Below are 15,808 nucleotides of genomic sequence, written 5' to 3'. Positions count from 1 at the left end.
CTGCATGGTCTAGACAGAGTCCCGCTGATGGCGGGACCCGTCCGGATCAGGGGTGGAGGTGGCGGGAATCGAACCCGCGTCCTCGGACGGCGAACCAGAACTTCTCCGGGCGCAGCTGGCTAGGCGTTTTCTCGGCTCCTGCACTCGCGACAGCACGTTGCAGACAAGCCCAGTCTCAGTTGATGTTCCCGCTAAGCCCTCAGACGACTCTCAGCAGGTAAGCCCCCTAGATGAGGCCAGGATCCGGGACGGAGGCACGCCCGGTCTGACCGTTCGATCACTGCTCAGGCAGCGAGAGCGAACTGAGTGCGCTTAGAATTGGCACTTATTGGTTTCCAAGGGACATTAACGAGTTGACCTTGGATTCTCGGCCCGCTTCTCCTGGGACTACCGACCCAAGTCGAAACCGATCACCCCCTGTGGAGTTGTCCCGGCCCGTACCCCCTGCTCGTACGACCCCGGTGTGCAGCCTCGGCCGCGAGGCCAGTCTACCCGCACGGCAGCGCCGGCGCGCCCTTCGGTATTCCCGGGTCCGGACGCGTCACCGCCCCGGCGCCAGCCAGGCGCCGGGGCGGGAGCTCGGATCGCTGCGTCCGGTCTACTTCTCCGAGAGGACCTGCAGCCGGGCGACGTGGCGCACCGGGTTCTTCCAGTTCTCGCCCTGGGCCGCCTTGGCCCCGCCCACGACCGTCAGCACGACCCAGCCGACGAAGATCAGGCCGCTGACCAGGTCGAAGATGTCCAGGTTGGTGATGCCGCCGGCGATGCTGCTGCCGAGCAGGCCGAAGAAGGTGACGAGGGTGAAGTTGAAGGCCTTGGCCGCCTCGCGCCGGGCCCGGGTGCCGGGGCTGGACAGCGCGTAGATGAGGGCCGGTCCGAGCAGCCAGACGAAGAAGGTCGAGAAGTGGGCGAGAGCGGCGACGCCGTTGCCCGCGCGGTCCCGCGCCTCGGGCCGGACCAGCGGCTGGTAGGCCGGGTGCAGACCCATGGCGGTCGACGCACTGGGCACGTGGACCAGGCCGTAGAACGCCGAGTTCAGCTCCCCACGGGTACCGGCGGAGAGAACCTGGCCGATCCGGGAGTCGAACTCGGACTCACTGATCCGGCCGTCGGCGTAGGCGTCCTTGAGCCAGTCCTCTGCGCGGTCGCGCTGCTCGGGGGTGACGTGCATCTTCAGACTGGGGTGCTCGTACGTGGCGGTCATGGGTCAAGGGTGCGCCGGCAGGAGGTACCGCACCATCCGGCGCTCCCCCGGACCGACCCCGAGCCCGCCCCTGGCCCCCCTGCTGCGACCGCTTAGGTTGGACGTCATGACTGCAGCCAAGCCCGAGATCGACTTCCCCGACGGCCCGCCCCCGCAGGAGCTGGAGGTGACCGACCTGTCCGTCGGCGACGGTGCCGAGGCCGGTGCCGGCGACCAGGTGCGGGTGCACTACGTCGGCGTCGCCTACAGCACCGGCGAGGAGTTCGACGCCTCCTACAACCGGGGGGCACCGCTGGACTTCCCGCTCGGTGCCGGCCGGGTCATCGCCGGCTGGGACCAGGGCGTCCAGGGGATGAAGGTCGGCGGCCGCCGTCGGCTGGTGATCCCCCCGCACCTCGCCTACGGCGACCGCGGCGCGGGCGGGGTCATCGGTCCGGGCGAGACCCTGATCTTCGTCGTCGACCTGGTCGACGTCCGGTAGCCCTTCGACAGGCTCAGGGAGCGGGAGCCGGCGGGCTGACGGAGCGTCCTACCAGCTGCCGCCACCGCCACCACCACCACCACCACCGGAGAAGCCGCCGCCCCCGAACGAGCTGCCGCCACCGAAGCCGGTTCCGCTGCCGCCTGACGTCGAGGGCGCGGGCGTCGCCGCGGTGGTCAGGCTGCTGGTGAGGAACGCGGTGTTGAAGAAGCCCATCTGGTAGCTGCCTGCGTACCAGTACGGGGTGGTGTCAGGCAGCCGGCCCATGGCCACCAGCTGCTGGCAGATGTCGGCCCAGCGGTCGGCGAGCTCGAAGATGATCGCCCAGGGCAGGTAGCGGGAGAAGATGTCCTCCCCTTCCTCGAAGCGCAGCTGCTCGGCCTCCGCCGTGGCCAGGTAGGTACGGAAGCCCTCGATCTGGTCGCAGACCGCGCGCCCGTCCGGGGTCCGCTGACCGCGCCGCAGCTTGCGCCGGATGACGCTGACGGTGATCACCACCGGCAGCAGCGGCACCAGGACGAGCAGCAGCCAGTGGCTGATCTGGAAGGCGAAGAACACGATGAAGGCGACGGCCCCGAGCCCGATCCCGCCGGCCGCCCGAGCCGGCGGCACCTTGCGGAACCAGCCGCGGGCGGCGACCTGGCTGATGACGGAGGTCTGCATCGCCCGGTGGGCCTCGGTCATGCTGCCCCGGTTGGAGAGGTCCTTCATGGCCCCGGGGGGAGCGCCGTTGAAGAGCTCGTTGAGCAGCACCATCTCGTGGGGGGCGCCGGCCCGCGTCGGGTCCAGCAGGGTGACGCGGAAGTCGTCGTCGCCCTGGCTCTCCACCCGCAGCGCCCCGCGGACGGCCAGATCGACGATCGTCGCCGCGGTCTCCCGGGTGTCCACCTGGCCGTCCGCCAGCAGGCCGGCCTCCGCGACCGGGATCCTCGGCGGGGTGAACGCCACCGGGATCGGGAGATCCGGGTCGTGAGGAACCACCGTGAAAGGCTGACCGGGTAACGGCACCACGCCCGGCGGCAGGCCGGCATAGCGCTGGTCACGGCCGTTTCTGCGCCACCAGGCCAACCCCACCAGCGGCGAGCCCACCAGCAGCGCAGCGCCCCCCACACCGCCGACGGCGAGACCGGCCTTCGCCGTGCCGCTCAAGGCGGAGGCGTCGGGCTCGAGGTGCGGCTTGTTGTCAGTCACCAGCCCGGACGCGATCTTGACGCCGAAGGACAGGCTCTGGTTCGCGGGCAGGCTCGGCACCGCGAACTGCGCCACCCCGGCGGTCGCCTTGTTCGTCGGGCAGACCGTCTTGCTGCCGGGAGCGCCGTAGAAGCAGCTGGTCTCCTCGGCCCCTCCGGGGACGGTGGCCTTGACGCTCAGGTCGGAGATGCCGGCATCCCAGCCGAAGCCGGGAGCATCCCAGAAGAGCTCGTCGTACCCAGCGAAGGTGCGCATGGAGCCGCTGACGTCATAGCTGATCACGTACGTCGCCGTCGCGGCGCTGACGGTCTGGTTCGGGTCGCCGATCCTGATGTTGAGGAAGGTGTTCCGGCCGCCGTCGGTCTCGCTGGTCTTGGTGGTGAACTCGGTGGCGACCCCGTCCGGGCTGCTCACGTCGATGTTGCTCACGTCGTAGGCCGCGTCGTTGTCGTCGTCGTACTTCTCGCGGGTGACGAGGTCGCGCTGGATGCCATGACGCCCGGAGCTGTCGCCGAAGCGGTAGTCGATCGTCTCCTGCACGTGCAACAGCCCGCTGGGCTTCAGCGTGAAGACCATCGCGTAGGAGTCGATCTGGTCCGCGCTGGCGGCGTGCGCCGAGGGCGCGGCCAGGACGACGAGACCGAGTGCCAGGGCCAGCGCGGCGAGCAGGCGGGCCAACCGGCGGCCGAGTCGGACGGGGGTCAACCCCGCTCCCCGCGGTTGCGGGCGGCCAGGGCGCGCTCGGCCTCCCGGCGACCCTCGCGCTCGGCCAGGCTCTGTCGCTTGTCGTACTCGCGCTTGCCGGTGGCCAGGGCGATCTCGACCTTGGCGTAGCCGTCGGAGAAGTAGATCGACAGCGGGATCAAGGTGGTGCCGGCGTCGGCGAGGTCCCGCTCGATCCGGCTGATCTCGCGCCGGTTGAGCAACAGCTTGCGGGTCCGCCGCGCGGTGTGGTTGGTCCAGGTGCCGTGGCTGTACTCCGGGATGTGGGCGTTGCGGAGCCACACCTCCCCCTCGTCGACCGTGGCGAAGGCGTCGGTCAGGCTCGCCCGGCCTTCGCGCAGCGACTTGACCTCGGTACCGCCCAGGACGATCCCCGCCTCATAGGTGTCGCCGATGCTGTAGTCGTGCCGCGCCTTCCGGTTCTGCGCGACGGGCTTGAGCCCCTTCTCCTTGGCCATCCCACCGTCCTCTCGTCCTCGCTCGTCACGCGGACAGGACCAGGGTCCTCCGCGTGTCGGGTCGGGGACGAACTCTACCCAAGCCGGAGGTCTGACCGGCCGGCTCAGTACCAGGTCATGGGGTTGACCACGGAGCCGTTCAGCCAGACCATCAGGTGCAGGTGGCAGCCGGTGGAGAAGCCGGTGGTACCGACGTAGCCGATCACCTGGCCCTGCCGGACGTGCTGCCCGACCGAGACGACGTAGCGGATCGCGTGGTTGTAGCCGGTGGTGACGTACTGCCCGTCGACCTTGCCGTGGTCGATCATCAGCCGGTTCCCGTAACCGGCGTTGTAGTAGCGCTCGGCGACCCGGCCCGCGTAGGCGGCATGGATCGCGGTGCCGCACGAGGCGCCGAAGTCGGTCCCGTCGTGCAGCTTCCAGTAGTGCAGGACGGGGTGGAACCGCATGCCGTACGGGGAGGTGATCGGCGCCGACACCGGGTAGATGAAGCCGTGGTGCGCCCCGGACGAGCTGGAGCTCCCACCACCGGAGTTCTCACTCGAGCCGGAGCTGGACGGGGGGCGGACGGGCGCGCTGCGGTGCACGGGCTTGCTCGCGGACTTCTTGGCCCGTCTCGCCTCGGACGCGGAGCGGGACGCCGCCTTGGCCGCCGCGCGCTGCTGGGCGGCGCGCTGAGCCCGCTCGTGCGCGGCCTGACGGGCGGCTGCCGCCTTCGCTCTGGCGATCCGGACGGCGATCCGGTGCTCGACGGTGGCCCGCTCCTGCGCGAGCTTGGCGTACTGCTTCTTGTCGGCGGCCACCTCCACCGCGGCGGCGTTCTCGACGGCCTGCTTCTGCTGCACCAGGGTGGTGACGCCGCGCTCCTGCTCCTCGGCCTGCAGCTCCAGCTTTCGCTTGAGCGTGAGGTTGTCGGCCGCGGCTTGACGGTCCTTGGCCACCTGGGCGGTGAGCTTGGCCTGCACGGCCTTCTCCGCGGCCAGCTTCGCCTTGAGCGTGGTCAGCTTGTCGATCGTGAACGAGCTCGTGTCGAACATGGTCGTCGACCACTGGAGCCGGGTCTGCAGGTCGACGGTGGTGTCGTTCTGCATCAGGACGGCGAGGGGCAGCAGGTTGGTCTGCTGCTGGTACTGGTCGCGGACCATCGCCCCGGCCATGGCGATCTCCGCGTCCAGCGCGCGCTGCGCCTTCGCAACCGCCCGCTTGGCCCTGGCCAGAGCCTGCTTGGCCTTCACCAGCTTCTTGGCCATCGAGACGTCCCGCTGGCGGGCGGTGACCAGATCGGCCTGGGTCTGGGCCAGCGCCACCCGGGCCTGGTCCAGCCGGATCTGGGCCTGGTCGACCTGGACGCCGGCGGCCGAGAGCGCCTGGCTGGACTCGTTCAGGTCGCTCCGGGTCTTGGCGAGCTGCTGCCTGACCTCAGCGCGACGGTCGGTCAGGCTGTCAGCGGCGGCGCTCGGAGCCAGCAGACCGAGGGTGAGGGTCGAGGCGAGCACGAGGGTCAGCACGGCGACGGACCGCCGCCCTGACCGGCGCGGCCGAGGGCCCTGGACGTCGGCGAGGACGCGAGGAAGATCCGGCACAGCTATCGACTCCCAGTTGATCGTCACAACCAGGACCCGACGCGTCCGACGCGCCGAACCCCTACTCTCGAGTAGAGGTTTAGGCTTAGGCCGGACTCAGACTCTCAAGTACTTCCTGGTTGTTACCAGCGTCGGAATGATAGACAGCACGAGTCCGACGGCCGCAACCCCTGCCATGGCCCATCCCGCCTGAGACCAGCCAATCCAAGGTAAAGACTGGATCGAGACTTCAGCTTTACGGATGATGACGAAGTAAACCAGTGAGGCCAGTGTTGCGCAGGCGAGAGCGGCGCCGGCGAGTGCAGAAAGTACCGCTTCCAAGAGGAACGGCAACGTGATATAGAGGTTGCTCGCTCCGACCAGCCGCATGATCCCGATCTCTCGCCGTCGCGCGAAGGTGGCCAGCCGGATGGTGTTGCCGATCTGCAGCGCGGCGGCCGCCAGCAGCAGGATCGAAGCGCCGATGGTCCCCCACTGCAGGAAGCGCAGGACCCGGAAGAACGGGTCCAGGTACTTGTGCAGGTCCTGGACGGTCTGCACCCCCTTAAGCCCCACCACCGAGCTGACGACACCCTGGTACTGCTCGGGGTTCTTGAGCTTGACCCGGAACGACTCCTGCATCTGGTCGACGGTGAGCGAGCTCTGGATCGGGTTGCCCTCGTAGGCGCGCTGGAAGTCCTCCCACGCCTGCTGCTTGCTCTCGAAGTAGACCCCGTCCGGAGCGACCTCCGGGTTGGCGACCAGCGTCTGCTGGATCGCGTCCTTCTGGGGCTGGGTCACGTCCTGGTTGGGCTCGCACTGGTCGCCGTCGCTGTACTGGGTGCAGAGGAAGACCGAGATCTCGATCTTCTCGTACCAGCGGCCCTTCATCAGCTCGACCTGCTGGTTGGCCAGCAGCCCGGCCCCGAAGAGGGAGAGCGACACCCACATCGTCATGACGACCGCCAGCGTCATGGTGAGGTTCTGCCGGAGACCGGCGCCGGTCTCGGAGAGAATGTGGCGGAAGCGCATGTCGTTGGTCCTTCGTCCTACTCAGGGGTGCGACCGCAGGGCGCGCGGCCGCCGGGAAACGGGCCGGCTCACTGGTAGCCGTAGACGCCCTTGCTCTGGTCGCGGACGACCTCGCCGTCGTCGAGCTCGATCACACGCTTGCGCATCTGGTCGACGATGGTGGAGTCGTGGGTGGCCATCAACACGGTGGTGTCGGCCCGGTTGATCCGGTCGAGCAGCTTCATGATCCCCACGCTCGTGGCGGGGTCGAGGTTCCCGGTGGGCTCGTCGGCGATCAGGATCATCGGCCGGTTGACGAACGCGCGAGCGATGGCGACCCGCTGCTGCTCACCTCCGGAGAGCTCGTCGGGCAGCCGGCCGCCCTTGCCGTCCAGGCCCACCAGCTCGAGCACCTCGGGGACGACCCGCTTGATGGTCGACGCGGGCTTGCCGATCACCTGGAGGGCGAACGCCACGTTCTCGGTGACCGTCTTGTTGGGCAGCAGCCGGAAGTCCTGGAAGACGGTGCCGATCTGGCGGCGCATGGCCGGGATCTTCCAGCTGTGCAGCTTGTTCAGCTCGCGACCCGCCACGAAGACCTTGCCCCGCGTCGCCCGCTGCTCGCGCAGGATCAACCGGAGGAACGTCGACTTGCCCGAGCCCGAGGCTCCGACGAGGAAGACGAACTCACCCTTGTCGATGTCGACGTCGACACCCTCCAGGGCGGATCGACGCTGCCCGTCGTAGGTCTTGGTCACGCCTTCAAATCGGATCACTGGTCTGCCTCGCACGTATCGACGACTTCCGCGCCCGCGCCTGCGGCTCGGTGCGGCCACGGACGAGTGTAGGTGCGCGAGTCAGCCCGTCCTGGCTCATCGCCCCTGGCCGCGGGCGCGTCGGCTCACCGGCAGCCGTTCACCGAGCAGCTCCGGCCCGGCCAGCGGATCAGCCGGCGGCGAGCTCGCTGGTACGGCGCCAGCGGATGCCGGAGTCGATGAACCCGTCGATCTCACCGTCGAACACGGCGTCGGGTGAGGACACCTCGAAGTCGGTGCGCAGGTCCTTGACCATCTGGTAGGGGTGCAGCACGTAGGAGCGCATCTGCGACCCCCAGCTGTTGCCGCCGTCGCCCTTGAGGGCGTTCATCTCGGCCTCCCGGTCGTGCCGGGCCTTCTCCAGCAGCCGCGACTGCAGCACCCGGAGGGCGGCTGCCTTGTTCTGCAGCTGGGACTTCTCGTTCTGGCAGGAGACGACGATGTTCGTGGGCAGGTGCGTGATCCGGACGGCGGAGTCGGTGGTGTTGACGCTCTGGCCACCGGGCCCGGACGAGCGGAAGACGTCGATCCGCAGGTCGGACTCGGGCAGCTCGATGTGGTCGGCCGCCTCGGTGACGGGCAGCACCTCGACCCCGGCGAACGAGGTCTGGCGGCGGCCCTGGTTGTCGAAGGGTGAGATCCGGACCAGCCGGTGGGTGCCCTGCTCGACCGAGAGGGTCCCGTAGGCGAAGGGTGCCTTGACCTGGAAGGTGGCGGACTTGATGCCCGCCTCCTCGGCGTAGGAGGTGTCGTAGACCTCGGTCGTGTAGCGGTGACGCTCGGCCCAGCGGAGGTACATCCGCAGCAGCATGGCCGCGAAGTCGGCTGCGTCGATGCCACCCGCCTCGGAGCGGATGGTGACGAGGGCTTCGCGCTGGTCGTACTCCCCCGAGAGCAGCGTCCGCACCTCGAGCGCCTCGATCGCCCTCTGCAGGGAGGCGAGCTCGGTCTCGGACTCGGCCAGGCTCGCCGCGTCGCCCTCCTCCTGGCCCATCTCGACCAGCAGCCCCAGGTCGTCGAGGCGGGTCCGCAACCCGCTCACCCGGTCGACGTCGGCCTGCAGCGCCGACAGCCGTGACGTCACCTGCTGGGCGTGGTCGACGTCGTCCCAGAGGTCGGGTGCGGAGACGGCCTGCTGCAGCTCGGCGATCTCGCTGCGCAGCCGGTCGAGGTCCAGCACGGCCTCGATCGAGCTCAGGGCGCGGTCGAGGGTCGCGAGGTCAGTTGAGAAGTCCGGGCCAGCCACGAGGGATGAGTCTACGTCTGCTCGACCGCCACTAGGCTCGCCGCACCTGGTGTGCGAGAAGGGGTGGCGGATGAGCGAGCAGGTGCTGGCGGTCGACATCGGCGGGACGAAGATCGCCGTGGCGGTCGTGGACGACGCCGGCACGATGGCGACCGAGGTGGTCCGCCCGACGGCGTCCTCGACCGACGCCGAGACCGTCTTCGCGCCCGCGGCGGACGCGATCCGGAAGGCCCTCGGAGCGCTGACCGAGCCCGGTGAGCCGCTACGGGTGGGGATCGGCTCGGCCGGTCCGATCGACGGGCCGGGGGGCACGGTCTCGCCGGTGAACATCGGCGCGTGGCGCTCGTTCCCGGTGGTCGCCCGGGTGCGCGAGGTGGTGGCGGCCGCGACCGGTGCCGAGCCCCGCGTCGGCCTGGCCGGTGACGGTCACTGTTTCGCCCTCGGCGAGCACTGGCTGGGTGCGGGCCGCGACGTCGACTCGATGGTCGGCCTGGTGCTCTCCACCGGGGTCGGGGGCGGGGCCGTGCTGGACAACGTGCTGTTCGCGGGAACGACGGGCAACGCCGTCCACCTCGGGCACATCAGCGTCAACGCCTGGGGCCCGCGCTGCGTCTGCGGCTGCCACGGCTGCACCGAGATGTACGCCCGGGGTCCGGCCCTGGTGGCCGCCGCCCAGCAACGGGGGTGGCGGGGCGAGGATGCGAAGGCCCTCACCGCCGACGCCCGGACCGGCAACGTGATCGCACTCGAGGTGATCGACGCCGGAATGCGGGCGCTCGCCGCGGGGATCGCCACGACCGCCACGGAGCTGGACGTCCGGACCTTCGTGCTGGGCGGCGGCGTCTCCAAGGCCGGCGAGGTGATCTTCGCCCCGTTGCGCCGGCACCTCCACGACTTCGCGGTCCTCGACTACGTCCGCGACCTGGAGGTCCGGCCGGCCGTGCTGGAGAACGCGGGACTGCTGGGCGCCGCCGCGCTGGCGTTCACGCTCTGAGGGCGGCGCCGGGAGGGCTCAGTCGTCCTCGGGGCGCTGCAGCTCCTCGATGCCCACGATGCGGTCCTCGCCCCGCGACCGGCGGTCCGGCCAGTCGCTGACCCAGATCAGCACGAACGCCACCAGCGAGCAGACCAGCGCGAGCACCGGGCCCGGGACCGACAGCCAGACGGTCGCCGCACCGGCTACGCCGAGGGCCGCGACGAGCACCAGGCGTACCCCCGAGAGCCGGCCGTGCCGGGCCCGCGAGGCGACGTAGACCACCCACGGCAGCATGGCCGCCAGGACCACGACCCAGGCGAAACGCGACATCGGACCGTCGAACGCACCGGCCGCGAGCCGGGCCATCCCGGCGAGACCGACCAGCCCGGTGAGGGCGCCGAGCAGCGCCGGGACCGGGCGCGCCCGTACCGAAGCGTCGACCGTCTCGTCGGTGGGCAGGTGAACCGGGGCGACTGGACTGAGGGTGGGCATCGGACGCTCCTCGGGGTGCTCGGTCACGGGGCGGGGGTCCCGTTGCCGACCAACCTAGTGCAGGCCGGTGCCTGCGGACGTCCTCCGCGCGGATCCTCGCCCTGCATGTCGCACGGGCGGTCGAGCGCCCCTGGGAACTCAGGCACGGGCTAGTCTGGCCGCCGTCAGGGGGCATAGCTCAGCTGGTTAGAGCGCCTGCTTTACACGCAGGATGTCGGGGGTTCGAGTCCCTCTGCCCCCACCCAGCGGACCACCCCTCGTCGACGGAGTCCGACGGCCAGGGATGGTAGGCCCATGGCCAAGACACCCGCCGTCGCCGACGAGCAGATCACGCGTGCCCTCGCCCTCTACGCGGGGATGGTGGGTCACGTGCTCACCGACCCCCAGCGCTGGCTGGGCCTGGACGACGAGCCCCCGCCCACCGCAGCCTTTCCGCTGAAGGCGCTCGACGCCCTCCGGGACCGGGCCCTGGGCAAGGCGAACCCGACTTCCGCGGCCTGGGCGCAGCAGCCCGTCGAGAAGCGCGTGCAGTGGTGGGTGACGCGGATCGGTATCAGCGCGGGGCTGGCGGCCGCCGCGCCGAGACTCGCCGGGGCCCTGTCCGACCGGGTGCCGCTGCAGGCCGCGCTCGGGGCGTCCGCGGCCGGGCTGGCCGTCTGCGCCACGGCCCGGGAGCACGGCCGGACCGCACCGGCCGACTGGGTGCCACTGCTCGCGCAGGTGCTCTTCGACCGCGAGATCGCGGCGGAGCCGGAGGTCCCGGACGCCGAAGAGTCCGAGCGCCTGCTGGTCGAGGAGCCGGACGAGGCCGAGGCCCCCTCCTCGGGTCCGGTGGCCGCGCTCGGACGAGGCGCAGCCCGGGCCGCGCTGACGGTCTGGCAGCTCGCACGGACATTCCTGGAGCTGCAGCGGCTGCTGGACGAGCGTCCGCGCGGCAGCTTCCTGACCCGTGCCGTGGGCAAGCTGCCCGTCGTGGGGGTCGCGGGCGGCTGGCTCGATGAGCGTGGCGGCATCACCAAGGCATCGCGGCAAACGGTCAAGCTGCTGGCCTGAACGGGCTGTCCCGCAGACGCGGAGCATCTACACGAACAGCGGCTCGAGGCCGAAGGCCGACTCGAGAGCCCGCATGTCCTCCTCCAACGGACGGCCGGCGAAGCGCTCGGCGGCGTCCAGCACCATCGGCAGGATGTGGATGTCGCCGACGGTGTTGAGGAAGACGCCGTCGCGGCCGAGCACCCAGGCGACCGCGGTGTCGATCGCCCCCTGGTCGCGCAGCGGCTCGTACCAGGTGGCGGCGGTCTGCTCCCGGTCGCCCCAGGGCGCACGGGTGATCGCCTTGATCGTCTGCACCGCGACGCCCCGGTCGGCACAGGTGGCCGTCAGCGCCTCGAAGTCGGCGATGTAGGCCGCGTTCTGAGACATCGGGAAGTTGTAGGGCAGCAGCACCGAGTCGAAGTCGAACTCCGCCAGCGACCGCAGGTGCTGCGCCGCAACCGTGACGCCGTGACCGGTGACGCCGATGTGGCGTACCAGCCCCTCCTCGCGGGCCCGGACGACCGCCTCCAACACGCCGCCGGGCGCGAAGGCGCATCGCCACTCGTCCTCCGCGACGAGGTTGTGCAGCTGGATCAGGTCGACGTGGTCGGTCTGCAGCCGCTCCAGCGAGAGGTTGATCTCGGCATACGCCTCGTCACGGGTACGCGTCCCGGTCTTGGTGGCCAGGAAGTACTCGTCGCGGTGCTCGGCGAGGAACGGAGCCATCCGCAGCTCGGACTCGCCGTAGCTGGCTGCGGTGTCGAGATGGTTGACGCCGTGCCGGCGGACCAGCTCGAGCGTGGCGTCAGCCTCGTCCTGGGTGACGTCGCCGAGCGCCGCCGCGCCGAAGATGATGCGGGTGCTGTCGTGGCCGGTCCGGCCGAACGGCATGGTGGGGATCATCGTCACTCCTGGGGCTCAGCCCGCTCGGCGAGCAGGATCGGGATCTCGCGGTCGGTCTTGACCTGGTAGTCCGCGTACGGCGGGAAGGCCGCGACGGCCCGCTGCCACCACTCCTCGCGTTCGGCGCCCTCGAGCTCGCGGGCGACGGCGTCGAAGCGGTCGGCGCAGTCCTGCACCATCAGCGCGGAGGGGTCCGCGCTCAGGTTGTGGTACCAGACGGGGTGCTCGGGTGCGCCGCCCTTCGAGGCGACCAGCAGGTAACGCCCTCCGTGCTCGACGCGCATCAGCGGCGTCTTGCGGAGGCGGCCACTCCTGCGGCCACGGGTGGTGTAGACGACCACAGGCAGGCCGGTGTCCCGCAGCGTCCCCGCCTCACGGCCGTCGGTCGCCTCGTAACGCTCGACCTGGTCGCGGACCCACTGCTCCGGGCTCGGTTCGTACTCACCTTCCAAGGGCATGGTCGGATCCTAGGCGGCACTTCTGACGCCTCCGAGGCCGGTCTGCCGACGCGACCGATCGGGGCAACCTCGATCATGGGCAGGTGACCACCACCGCTTCGACCCCTGCCGGCATCCCCACCGCCGATGACGTACGCGCCGCGGCGTCCCGGCTCCGGCCCTATGTACGCCACACCCCACTGCTGCGGATTACCATCGACGGCCGGGCGCTGGTCCTGAAGCTCGAGCAGCTGCAGCTGAGCGGCTCGTTCAAGCTCCGCGGGGCTCTGAACGCGGTCCTCGACGGGCACGCGAAGGAGCACATCGTGACGGCCTCCGGGGGCAACCACGGGCTCGGGGTGGCGACGGGCGCAAGCCTGCTGGGGATCACCGCCACCGTGTTCGTCCCCGAGTCGGTACCCGAGATCAAGGCTCGCCGGATCGCGGCGACGGGCGTCCGTCTGGTCCGCCACGGCCGCACCTACGCCGAGGCCGCGGCGGCCGCGGCGGAACTGGCCGCGAAGCCCGGGCACCGCTACATCCCCGCGTACGACGACCCGCTCGTGGTGGCCGGCAACGGGACGGTCGCCGCCGAGGTCATCGACGACGTCCCCGAGGTGGACACGGTGGTGGTGGCTGCGGGCGGCGGCGGGCTGGCGGCCGGGAGCGCCCTGGCCGTCGGGGCCCGGCTGCTGGTGGCGGCGGAGCCGGAACGCTGCCGAGCCGTCCACGACGCGCTCGAGGCCGGCCGGCCGGTCGATGCGCCGGTCGAGTCGGTGGCGTCCTCGGCCCTCGGGGCGACGCGGGTCGGTGACGTGCCCTTCGCCGTCCTGTCGGCACGACCGTCGAGCCAGCTGGCGTCGGTGCTGGTCAGCGAGGCTGAGATCCTCGACGCCCGTGAGCGGTTGTGGGAGGAGTGCCGGCTGGCGGTGGAGCCGGCCGCCGCCGTGCCGCTGGCCGCGTGGCTGGCCGGCCTGGTGCCCGGGGAGCTGCCCTGCCTCGTCATCTGCGGCGCCAACGCGGAGTGGACTCCGCGGTGAGCAGCTCGCGGGTGGGCCGGCGCTACCTCGTCGAGGCCTTCGACAGGCTCAGGACGCGGGGGCGGCGAGGGCGGCGAGGTGGGCCGCGATGTCACGCGGCTCGCCGATGCCCTGGTCGAGCGACCAGGTGAGCGTGCCGGTCGCGTCCAGCACGAACGAGCCGCGACGGGCGACCCCGACCTCGTCGTCGAACACCCCATAGGCCCGCGCGAGCGCTCCGTGGGGCCAGTGGTCGCTCAGCAGGTCGAACTCCAGTCCTTCGGCGTCGGCGAAGGCCCGGAGAGCGAACATCGGGTCGCAGCTGGCCGCCAGGACGCGGGCGCCCAGCTCGGTGAAGCGCTCCAGCTCGTCACGGACCGCGCCGAGCTCACCGGTGCAGATCCCGGAGAAGGCCCACGGGAAGAAGATCAGCACCGCCGGGGCGCCCTGCAGGTCCGCCAGCGTGACGTCCTGGCCGTGCTGGTTGCGGGCACGGAAGGCCGGCGCGGGCCGGCCGAGGGCAGGCTTGTCGCCGGAGGTCACCGACGCGAGCCCTTCGGCCGCACCAGCTTGGTCGCGGCCCAGTCGGAGGAGACCGAGGCGCTGTTGGTGAGGGCCAGACCGGCCGTGACCACCGCCTCGGCGAGATCGGTGGCGTCGACGTAGCCGTCCCGGCCCACCTTGGGCGTCATCAGCCAGATGAAACCCGAGTCGGTGAGGTCGGGCAGAGCGTCCACCAGCCCGTCGACCAGGTCGCCGTCGGAGTCGCGCCACCACAGCAGCACCACGTCGACGGCCTCGACGGCCTCCTCGATCAGCTCACCGTCGATGGCGTCCTCGACCAGCACCCGCACGTCGTCGTCCACGTCGGAGTCCCAGCCCAGCTCCTGCGCGACCATGCCGCGCGAGAGACCCAGCTTGTTGGCCGCAGAACCGCCGACCACGGCCCGTTCGGGCCCGGATGCACTCACCGTGACCGCCGTGACCGTCCGAGGCCGTCGTGCACCGGGATCGTGTCAGGAACGCGAGAACTCCGCTCGCTCATCTCCGGGTGCAGCCTCCTCAGTCGTCGTGCCCCCACGCCGGGGACACCTGACCCACAGCCTGCCAGAGGGAGCGGCGTCTGCGGAACCCCAGGGGGCGAGGACGCGCCGGATCTGTCCTGGAGAACCGGATCAGCGCTCCGTCGCCCGGCGGCGGAGGTCAGGGCTGGGGTGACAGGATCAGGAGTGACAGGATGGGGCGTCGCGTCGATCACCCGACCACCTCGAGCAACATCCACGGAGCACGCCGGCGTCACCATCGCTGGAGATCGTGAGGAGCAGGCATGGCTAAGCCCGGAACTCGTCCGGCCATCACCGCTGAGGGTCTCCTCAGCCAGATCCCGGACATCGACCCGGACGAGACCGCCGACTGGCTGGAGTCCCTCGACGGCCTGCTGGAGGAGAAGGGCCGCAACCGGGCCCGCTACATCATGTTGAAGCTGCTCGAGCGCGCCCGCGCCGCCCAGGTCGGGCTGCCGGCCCTGCGGAGCAGCGACTACGTCAACACCATCCCCGCCGAGGCCGAGCCCTGGTTCCCCGGCGATGAGCACATCGAACGCCGGCTGCGGGCCTACATCCGCTGGAACGCCGCGATCATGGTCAGCAAGGCCAACCGCAAGGGCCTCGAGGTCGGCGGTCACATCGCCACCTACCAGAGCGCGGCCAGCCTCTACGAGGTCGGCTTCAACCACTTCTTCCGCGGCAAGGACGCCTCCGGTGGCGGCGACCAGGTCTTCATCCAGGGCCACGCGTCCCCCGGCATCTACGCCCGCGCCTTCCTCGAGGGCCGGCTCAGTACCGACGACCTCGACGGCTTCCGCCAGGAGGTCTCACGCGGGCCCGGCAACGGCCTCTCCTCCTACCCGCACCCGCGGCTGATGCCGAAGTTCTGGGAGTTCCCCACCGTCTCGATGGGGCTCACCGGCATCAACTCGATCTACCAGGCGCGCTTCAACCGCTACCTGCACAACCGCAGCATCAAGGACACCGCCGACAGCCGGGTCTGGGCGTTCCTCGGCGACGGTGAGATGGGTGAGCCCGAGTCCCTCGGCGCAATCCGTGTCGCCTCCCGCGAGGGCCTGGACAACCTGACCTGGGTGATCAACTGCAACCTGCAGCAGCTCGACGGTCCGGTCGTCGGCAACGGCAAGATCGTCCAGGAGCTCGAGTCGTACTTCCTCGGCGCCGGTTGGCACGTGATCAAGGTGCTGT

The 15,808-nt window shown here is 70.6% G+C and carries 16 protein-coding genes, 1 tRNA gene, 1 other RNA gene and 1 pseudogene; 6 read left to right on the top strand and 13 right to left on the bottom strand.

Features of this window, described 5'->3' with window-relative positions; genetic code table 11:
* Positions 1-50 precede the first annotated feature (50 nt).
* Positions 51-418, bottom strand: a transfer-messenger RNA (tmRNA) gene (gene ssrA, locus ACFE7W_RS19830).
* A gap of 180 nt (positions 419-598) precedes the next feature.
* Positions 599-1,204, bottom strand: a complete 606-nt coding sequence (locus tag ACFE7W_RS19825) for a DUF1707 and DUF4870 domain-containing protein (protein ID WP_375426554.1) — start codon at positions 1,202-1,204, stop codon at positions 599-601.
* A gap of 106 nt (positions 1,205-1,310) precedes the next feature.
* On the opposite strand from ACFE7W_RS19825, the gene ACFE7W_RS19820 reads away from it, so the two are divergent.
* On the top strand, positions 1,311-1,685 hold the full coding sequence (locus ACFE7W_RS19820; RefSeq protein ID WP_375426553.1) for an FKBP-type peptidyl-prolyl cis-trans isomerase: 375 nt from the start codon (positions 1,311-1,313) through the stop codon (positions 1,683-1,685).
* A 48-nt stretch (positions 1,686-1,733) separates the two neighbouring features.
* On the opposite strand, the gene ACFE7W_RS19815 is transcribed toward ACFE7W_RS19820, so the two are convergent.
* The 6 genes from ACFE7W_RS19815 to prfB form a co-directional block, all read right to left on the bottom strand.
* Complete coding sequence (locus tag ACFE7W_RS19815; protein ID WP_375426552.1) at positions 1,734-3,581, bottom strand: DUF2207 domain-containing protein; 1,848 nt, start codon at positions 3,579-3,581, stop codon at positions 1,734-1,736.
* A complete protein-coding gene (gene smpB / locus ACFE7W_RS19810) occupies positions 3,578-4,057 on the bottom strand; it encodes an SsrA-binding protein SmpB (RefSeq protein ID WP_375426551.1) in 480 nt (159 codons plus the stop codon). Before smpB ends, ACFE7W_RS19815 begins: the two co-directional genes overlap by 4 nt.
* Positions 4,058-4,161: 104 nt before the next feature.
* A complete protein-coding gene (locus tag ACFE7W_RS19805) occupies positions 4,162-5,565 on the bottom strand; it encodes a peptidoglycan DD-metalloendopeptidase family protein (protein WP_375426550.1) in 1,404 nt (467 codons plus the stop codon).
* Between the two features lie 171 nt (positions 5,566-5,736).
* Positions 5,737-6,651, bottom strand: coding sequence for a permease-like cell division protein FtsX (gene ftsX / locus ACFE7W_RS19800; protein WP_375426549.1), 915 nt, complete (start codon positions 6,649-6,651; stop codon positions 5,737-5,739).
* 68 nt (positions 6,652-6,719) lie between these two features.
* Positions 6,720-7,406 carry a cell division ATP-binding protein FtsE gene (gene ftsE, locus ACFE7W_RS19795; protein WP_375426548.1) on the bottom strand — a complete coding sequence of 229 codons (687 nt, stop codon included), beginning with the start codon at positions 7,404-7,406 and terminating at the stop codon, positions 6,720-6,722.
* Between the two features lie 169 nt (positions 7,407-7,575).
* Positions 7,576-8,691 carry a peptide chain release factor 2 gene (prfB, locus tag ACFE7W_RS19790; protein WP_375426547.1) on the bottom strand — a complete coding sequence of 372 codons (1,116 nt, stop codon included), beginning with the start codon at positions 8,689-8,691 and terminating at the stop codon, positions 7,576-7,578.
* 70 nt (positions 8,692-8,761) lie between these two features.
* Between prfB and ACFE7W_RS19785 the strand changes: the two genes are divergently transcribed.
* Positions 8,762-9,685 (top strand): ROK family protein, encoded by a 924-nt coding sequence (locus ACFE7W_RS19785; RefSeq protein WP_375426546.1) that lies wholly within the window; start codon positions 8,762-8,764, stop codon positions 9,683-9,685.
* A gap of 18 nt (positions 9,686-9,703) precedes the next feature.
* Here the strand turns inward: ACFE7W_RS19785 and ACFE7W_RS19780 are convergent, their stop codons facing one another.
* Positions 9,704-10,159 (bottom strand): hypothetical protein, encoded by a 456-nt coding sequence (locus tag ACFE7W_RS19780; RefSeq protein WP_375426545.1) that lies wholly within the window; start codon positions 10,157-10,159, stop codon positions 9,704-9,706.
* A 167-nt stretch (positions 10,160-10,326) separates the two neighbouring features.
* On the opposite strand from ACFE7W_RS19780, the gene ACFE7W_RS19775 reads away from it, so the two are divergent.
* Together ACFE7W_RS19775 and ACFE7W_RS19770 are read left to right on the top strand one after the other, a co-directional pair.
* Positions 10,327-10,400: transfer RNA gene (locus ACFE7W_RS19775), tRNA-Val, on the top strand.
* Positions 10,401-10,453: 53 nt separating this feature from the next.
* Positions 10,454-11,212, top strand: a complete 759-nt coding sequence (locus ACFE7W_RS19770) for a hypothetical protein (protein WP_375426544.1) — start codon at positions 10,454-10,456, stop codon at positions 11,210-11,212.
* A gap of 27 nt (positions 11,213-11,239) precedes the next feature.
* Here the strand turns inward: ACFE7W_RS19770 and ACFE7W_RS19765 are convergent, their stop codons facing one another.
* Positions 11,240-12,097: an aldo/keto reductase gene (locus ACFE7W_RS19765; protein WP_375426543.1), complete on the bottom strand. Its 858-nt coding sequence runs from the start codon at positions 12,095-12,097 to the stop codon at positions 11,240-11,242.
* Positions 12,098-12,099: 2 nt separating this feature from the next.
* The gene (locus ACFE7W_RS19760) at positions 12,100-12,555 is read right to left on the bottom strand and encodes a nitroreductase family deazaflavin-dependent oxidoreductase (RefSeq protein WP_375426542.1); all 456 of its coding nucleotides are present in this window, start codon (positions 12,553-12,555) and stop codon (positions 12,100-12,102) included.
* A gap of 83 nt (positions 12,556-12,638) precedes the next feature.
* Here ACFE7W_RS19760 and ACFE7W_RS19755 point away from each other — a divergent pair, with 83 nt between their 5' ends.
* On the top strand, positions 12,639-13,574 hold the full coding sequence (locus ACFE7W_RS19755; protein WP_375426541.1) for a serine/threonine dehydratase: 936 nt from the start codon (positions 12,639-12,641) through the stop codon (positions 13,572-13,574).
* A 48-nt stretch (positions 13,575-13,622) separates the two neighbouring features.
* Here ACFE7W_RS19755 and ACFE7W_RS19750 read toward each other — a convergent pair whose 3' ends face one another.
* Positions 13,623-14,096, bottom strand: coding sequence for a peroxiredoxin (locus ACFE7W_RS19750; RefSeq protein ID WP_375426540.1), 474 nt, complete (start codon positions 14,094-14,096; stop codon positions 13,623-13,625).
* Positions 14,093-14,452 carry a DUF3052 domain-containing protein gene (locus tag ACFE7W_RS19745; RefSeq protein WP_375426575.1) on the bottom strand — a complete coding sequence of 120 codons (360 nt, stop codon included), beginning with the start codon at positions 14,450-14,452 and terminating at the stop codon, positions 14,093-14,095. Before ACFE7W_RS19745 ends, ACFE7W_RS19750 begins: the two co-directional genes overlap by 4 nt.
* 428 nt (positions 14,453-14,880) lie before the next feature.
* Here ACFE7W_RS19745 and ACFE7W_RS19740 point away from each other — a divergent pair.
* Positions 14,881-15,808 (top strand): annotated as a pseudogene (locus ACFE7W_RS19740) (pyruvate dehydrogenase (acetyl-transferring), homodimeric type); the annotation flags it as partial.

The sequence above is a fragment of the uncultured Friedmanniella sp. genome (assembly GCF_964244285.1).
In the GTDB taxonomy this organism is placed as follows: domain Bacteria; phylum Actinomycetota; class Actinomycetes; order Propionibacteriales; family Propionibacteriaceae; genus Microlunatus.
The sequence above is the reverse complement of the archived record's forward strand: the minus strand, read 5'-3'. Positions and strand labels throughout refer to the sequence as shown.

Coding starts and splice junctions, on each gene's coding strand:
- ACFE7W_RS19760 (WP_375426542.1), bottom strand. CDS start 12,555: ATGCCCTTGGAAGGTGAGTACGAACCGAGCCCGGAGCAGTGGGTCCGC.
- ACFE7W_RS19765 (WP_375426543.1), bottom strand. CDS start 12,097: ATGATCCCCACCATGCCGTTCGGCCGGACCGGCCACGACAGCACCCGC.
- ACFE7W_RS19780 (WP_375426545.1), bottom strand. CDS start 10,159: ATGCCCACCCTCAGTCCAGTCGCCCCGGTTCACCTGCCCACCGACGAG.
- ACFE7W_RS19785 (WP_375426546.1), top strand. CDS start 8,762: ATGAGCGAGCAGGTGCTGGCGGTCGACATCGGCGGGACGAAGATCGCC.
- ACFE7W_RS19825 (WP_375426554.1), bottom strand. CDS start 1,204: ATGACCGCCACGTACGAGCACCCCAGTCTGAAGATGCACGTCACCCCC.
- ACFE7W_RS19820 (WP_375426553.1), top strand. CDS start 1,311: ATGACTGCAGCCAAGCCCGAGATCGACTTCCCCGACGGCCCGCCCCCG.
- smpB (WP_375426551.1), bottom strand. CDS start 4,057: ATGGCCAAGGAGAAGGGGCTCAAGCCCGTCGCGCAGAACCGGAAGGCG.
- ACFE7W_RS19770 (WP_375426544.1), top strand. CDS start 10,454: ATGGCCAAGACACCCGCCGTCGCCGACGAGCAGATCACGCGTGCCCTC.
- ACFE7W_RS19745 (WP_375426575.1), bottom strand. CDS start 14,452: ATGGTCGCGCAGGAGCTGGGCTGGGACTCCGACGTGGACGACGACGTG.
- ftsX (WP_375426549.1), bottom strand. CDS start 6,651: ATGCGCTTCCGCCACATTCTCTCCGAGACCGGCGCCGGTCTCCGGCAG.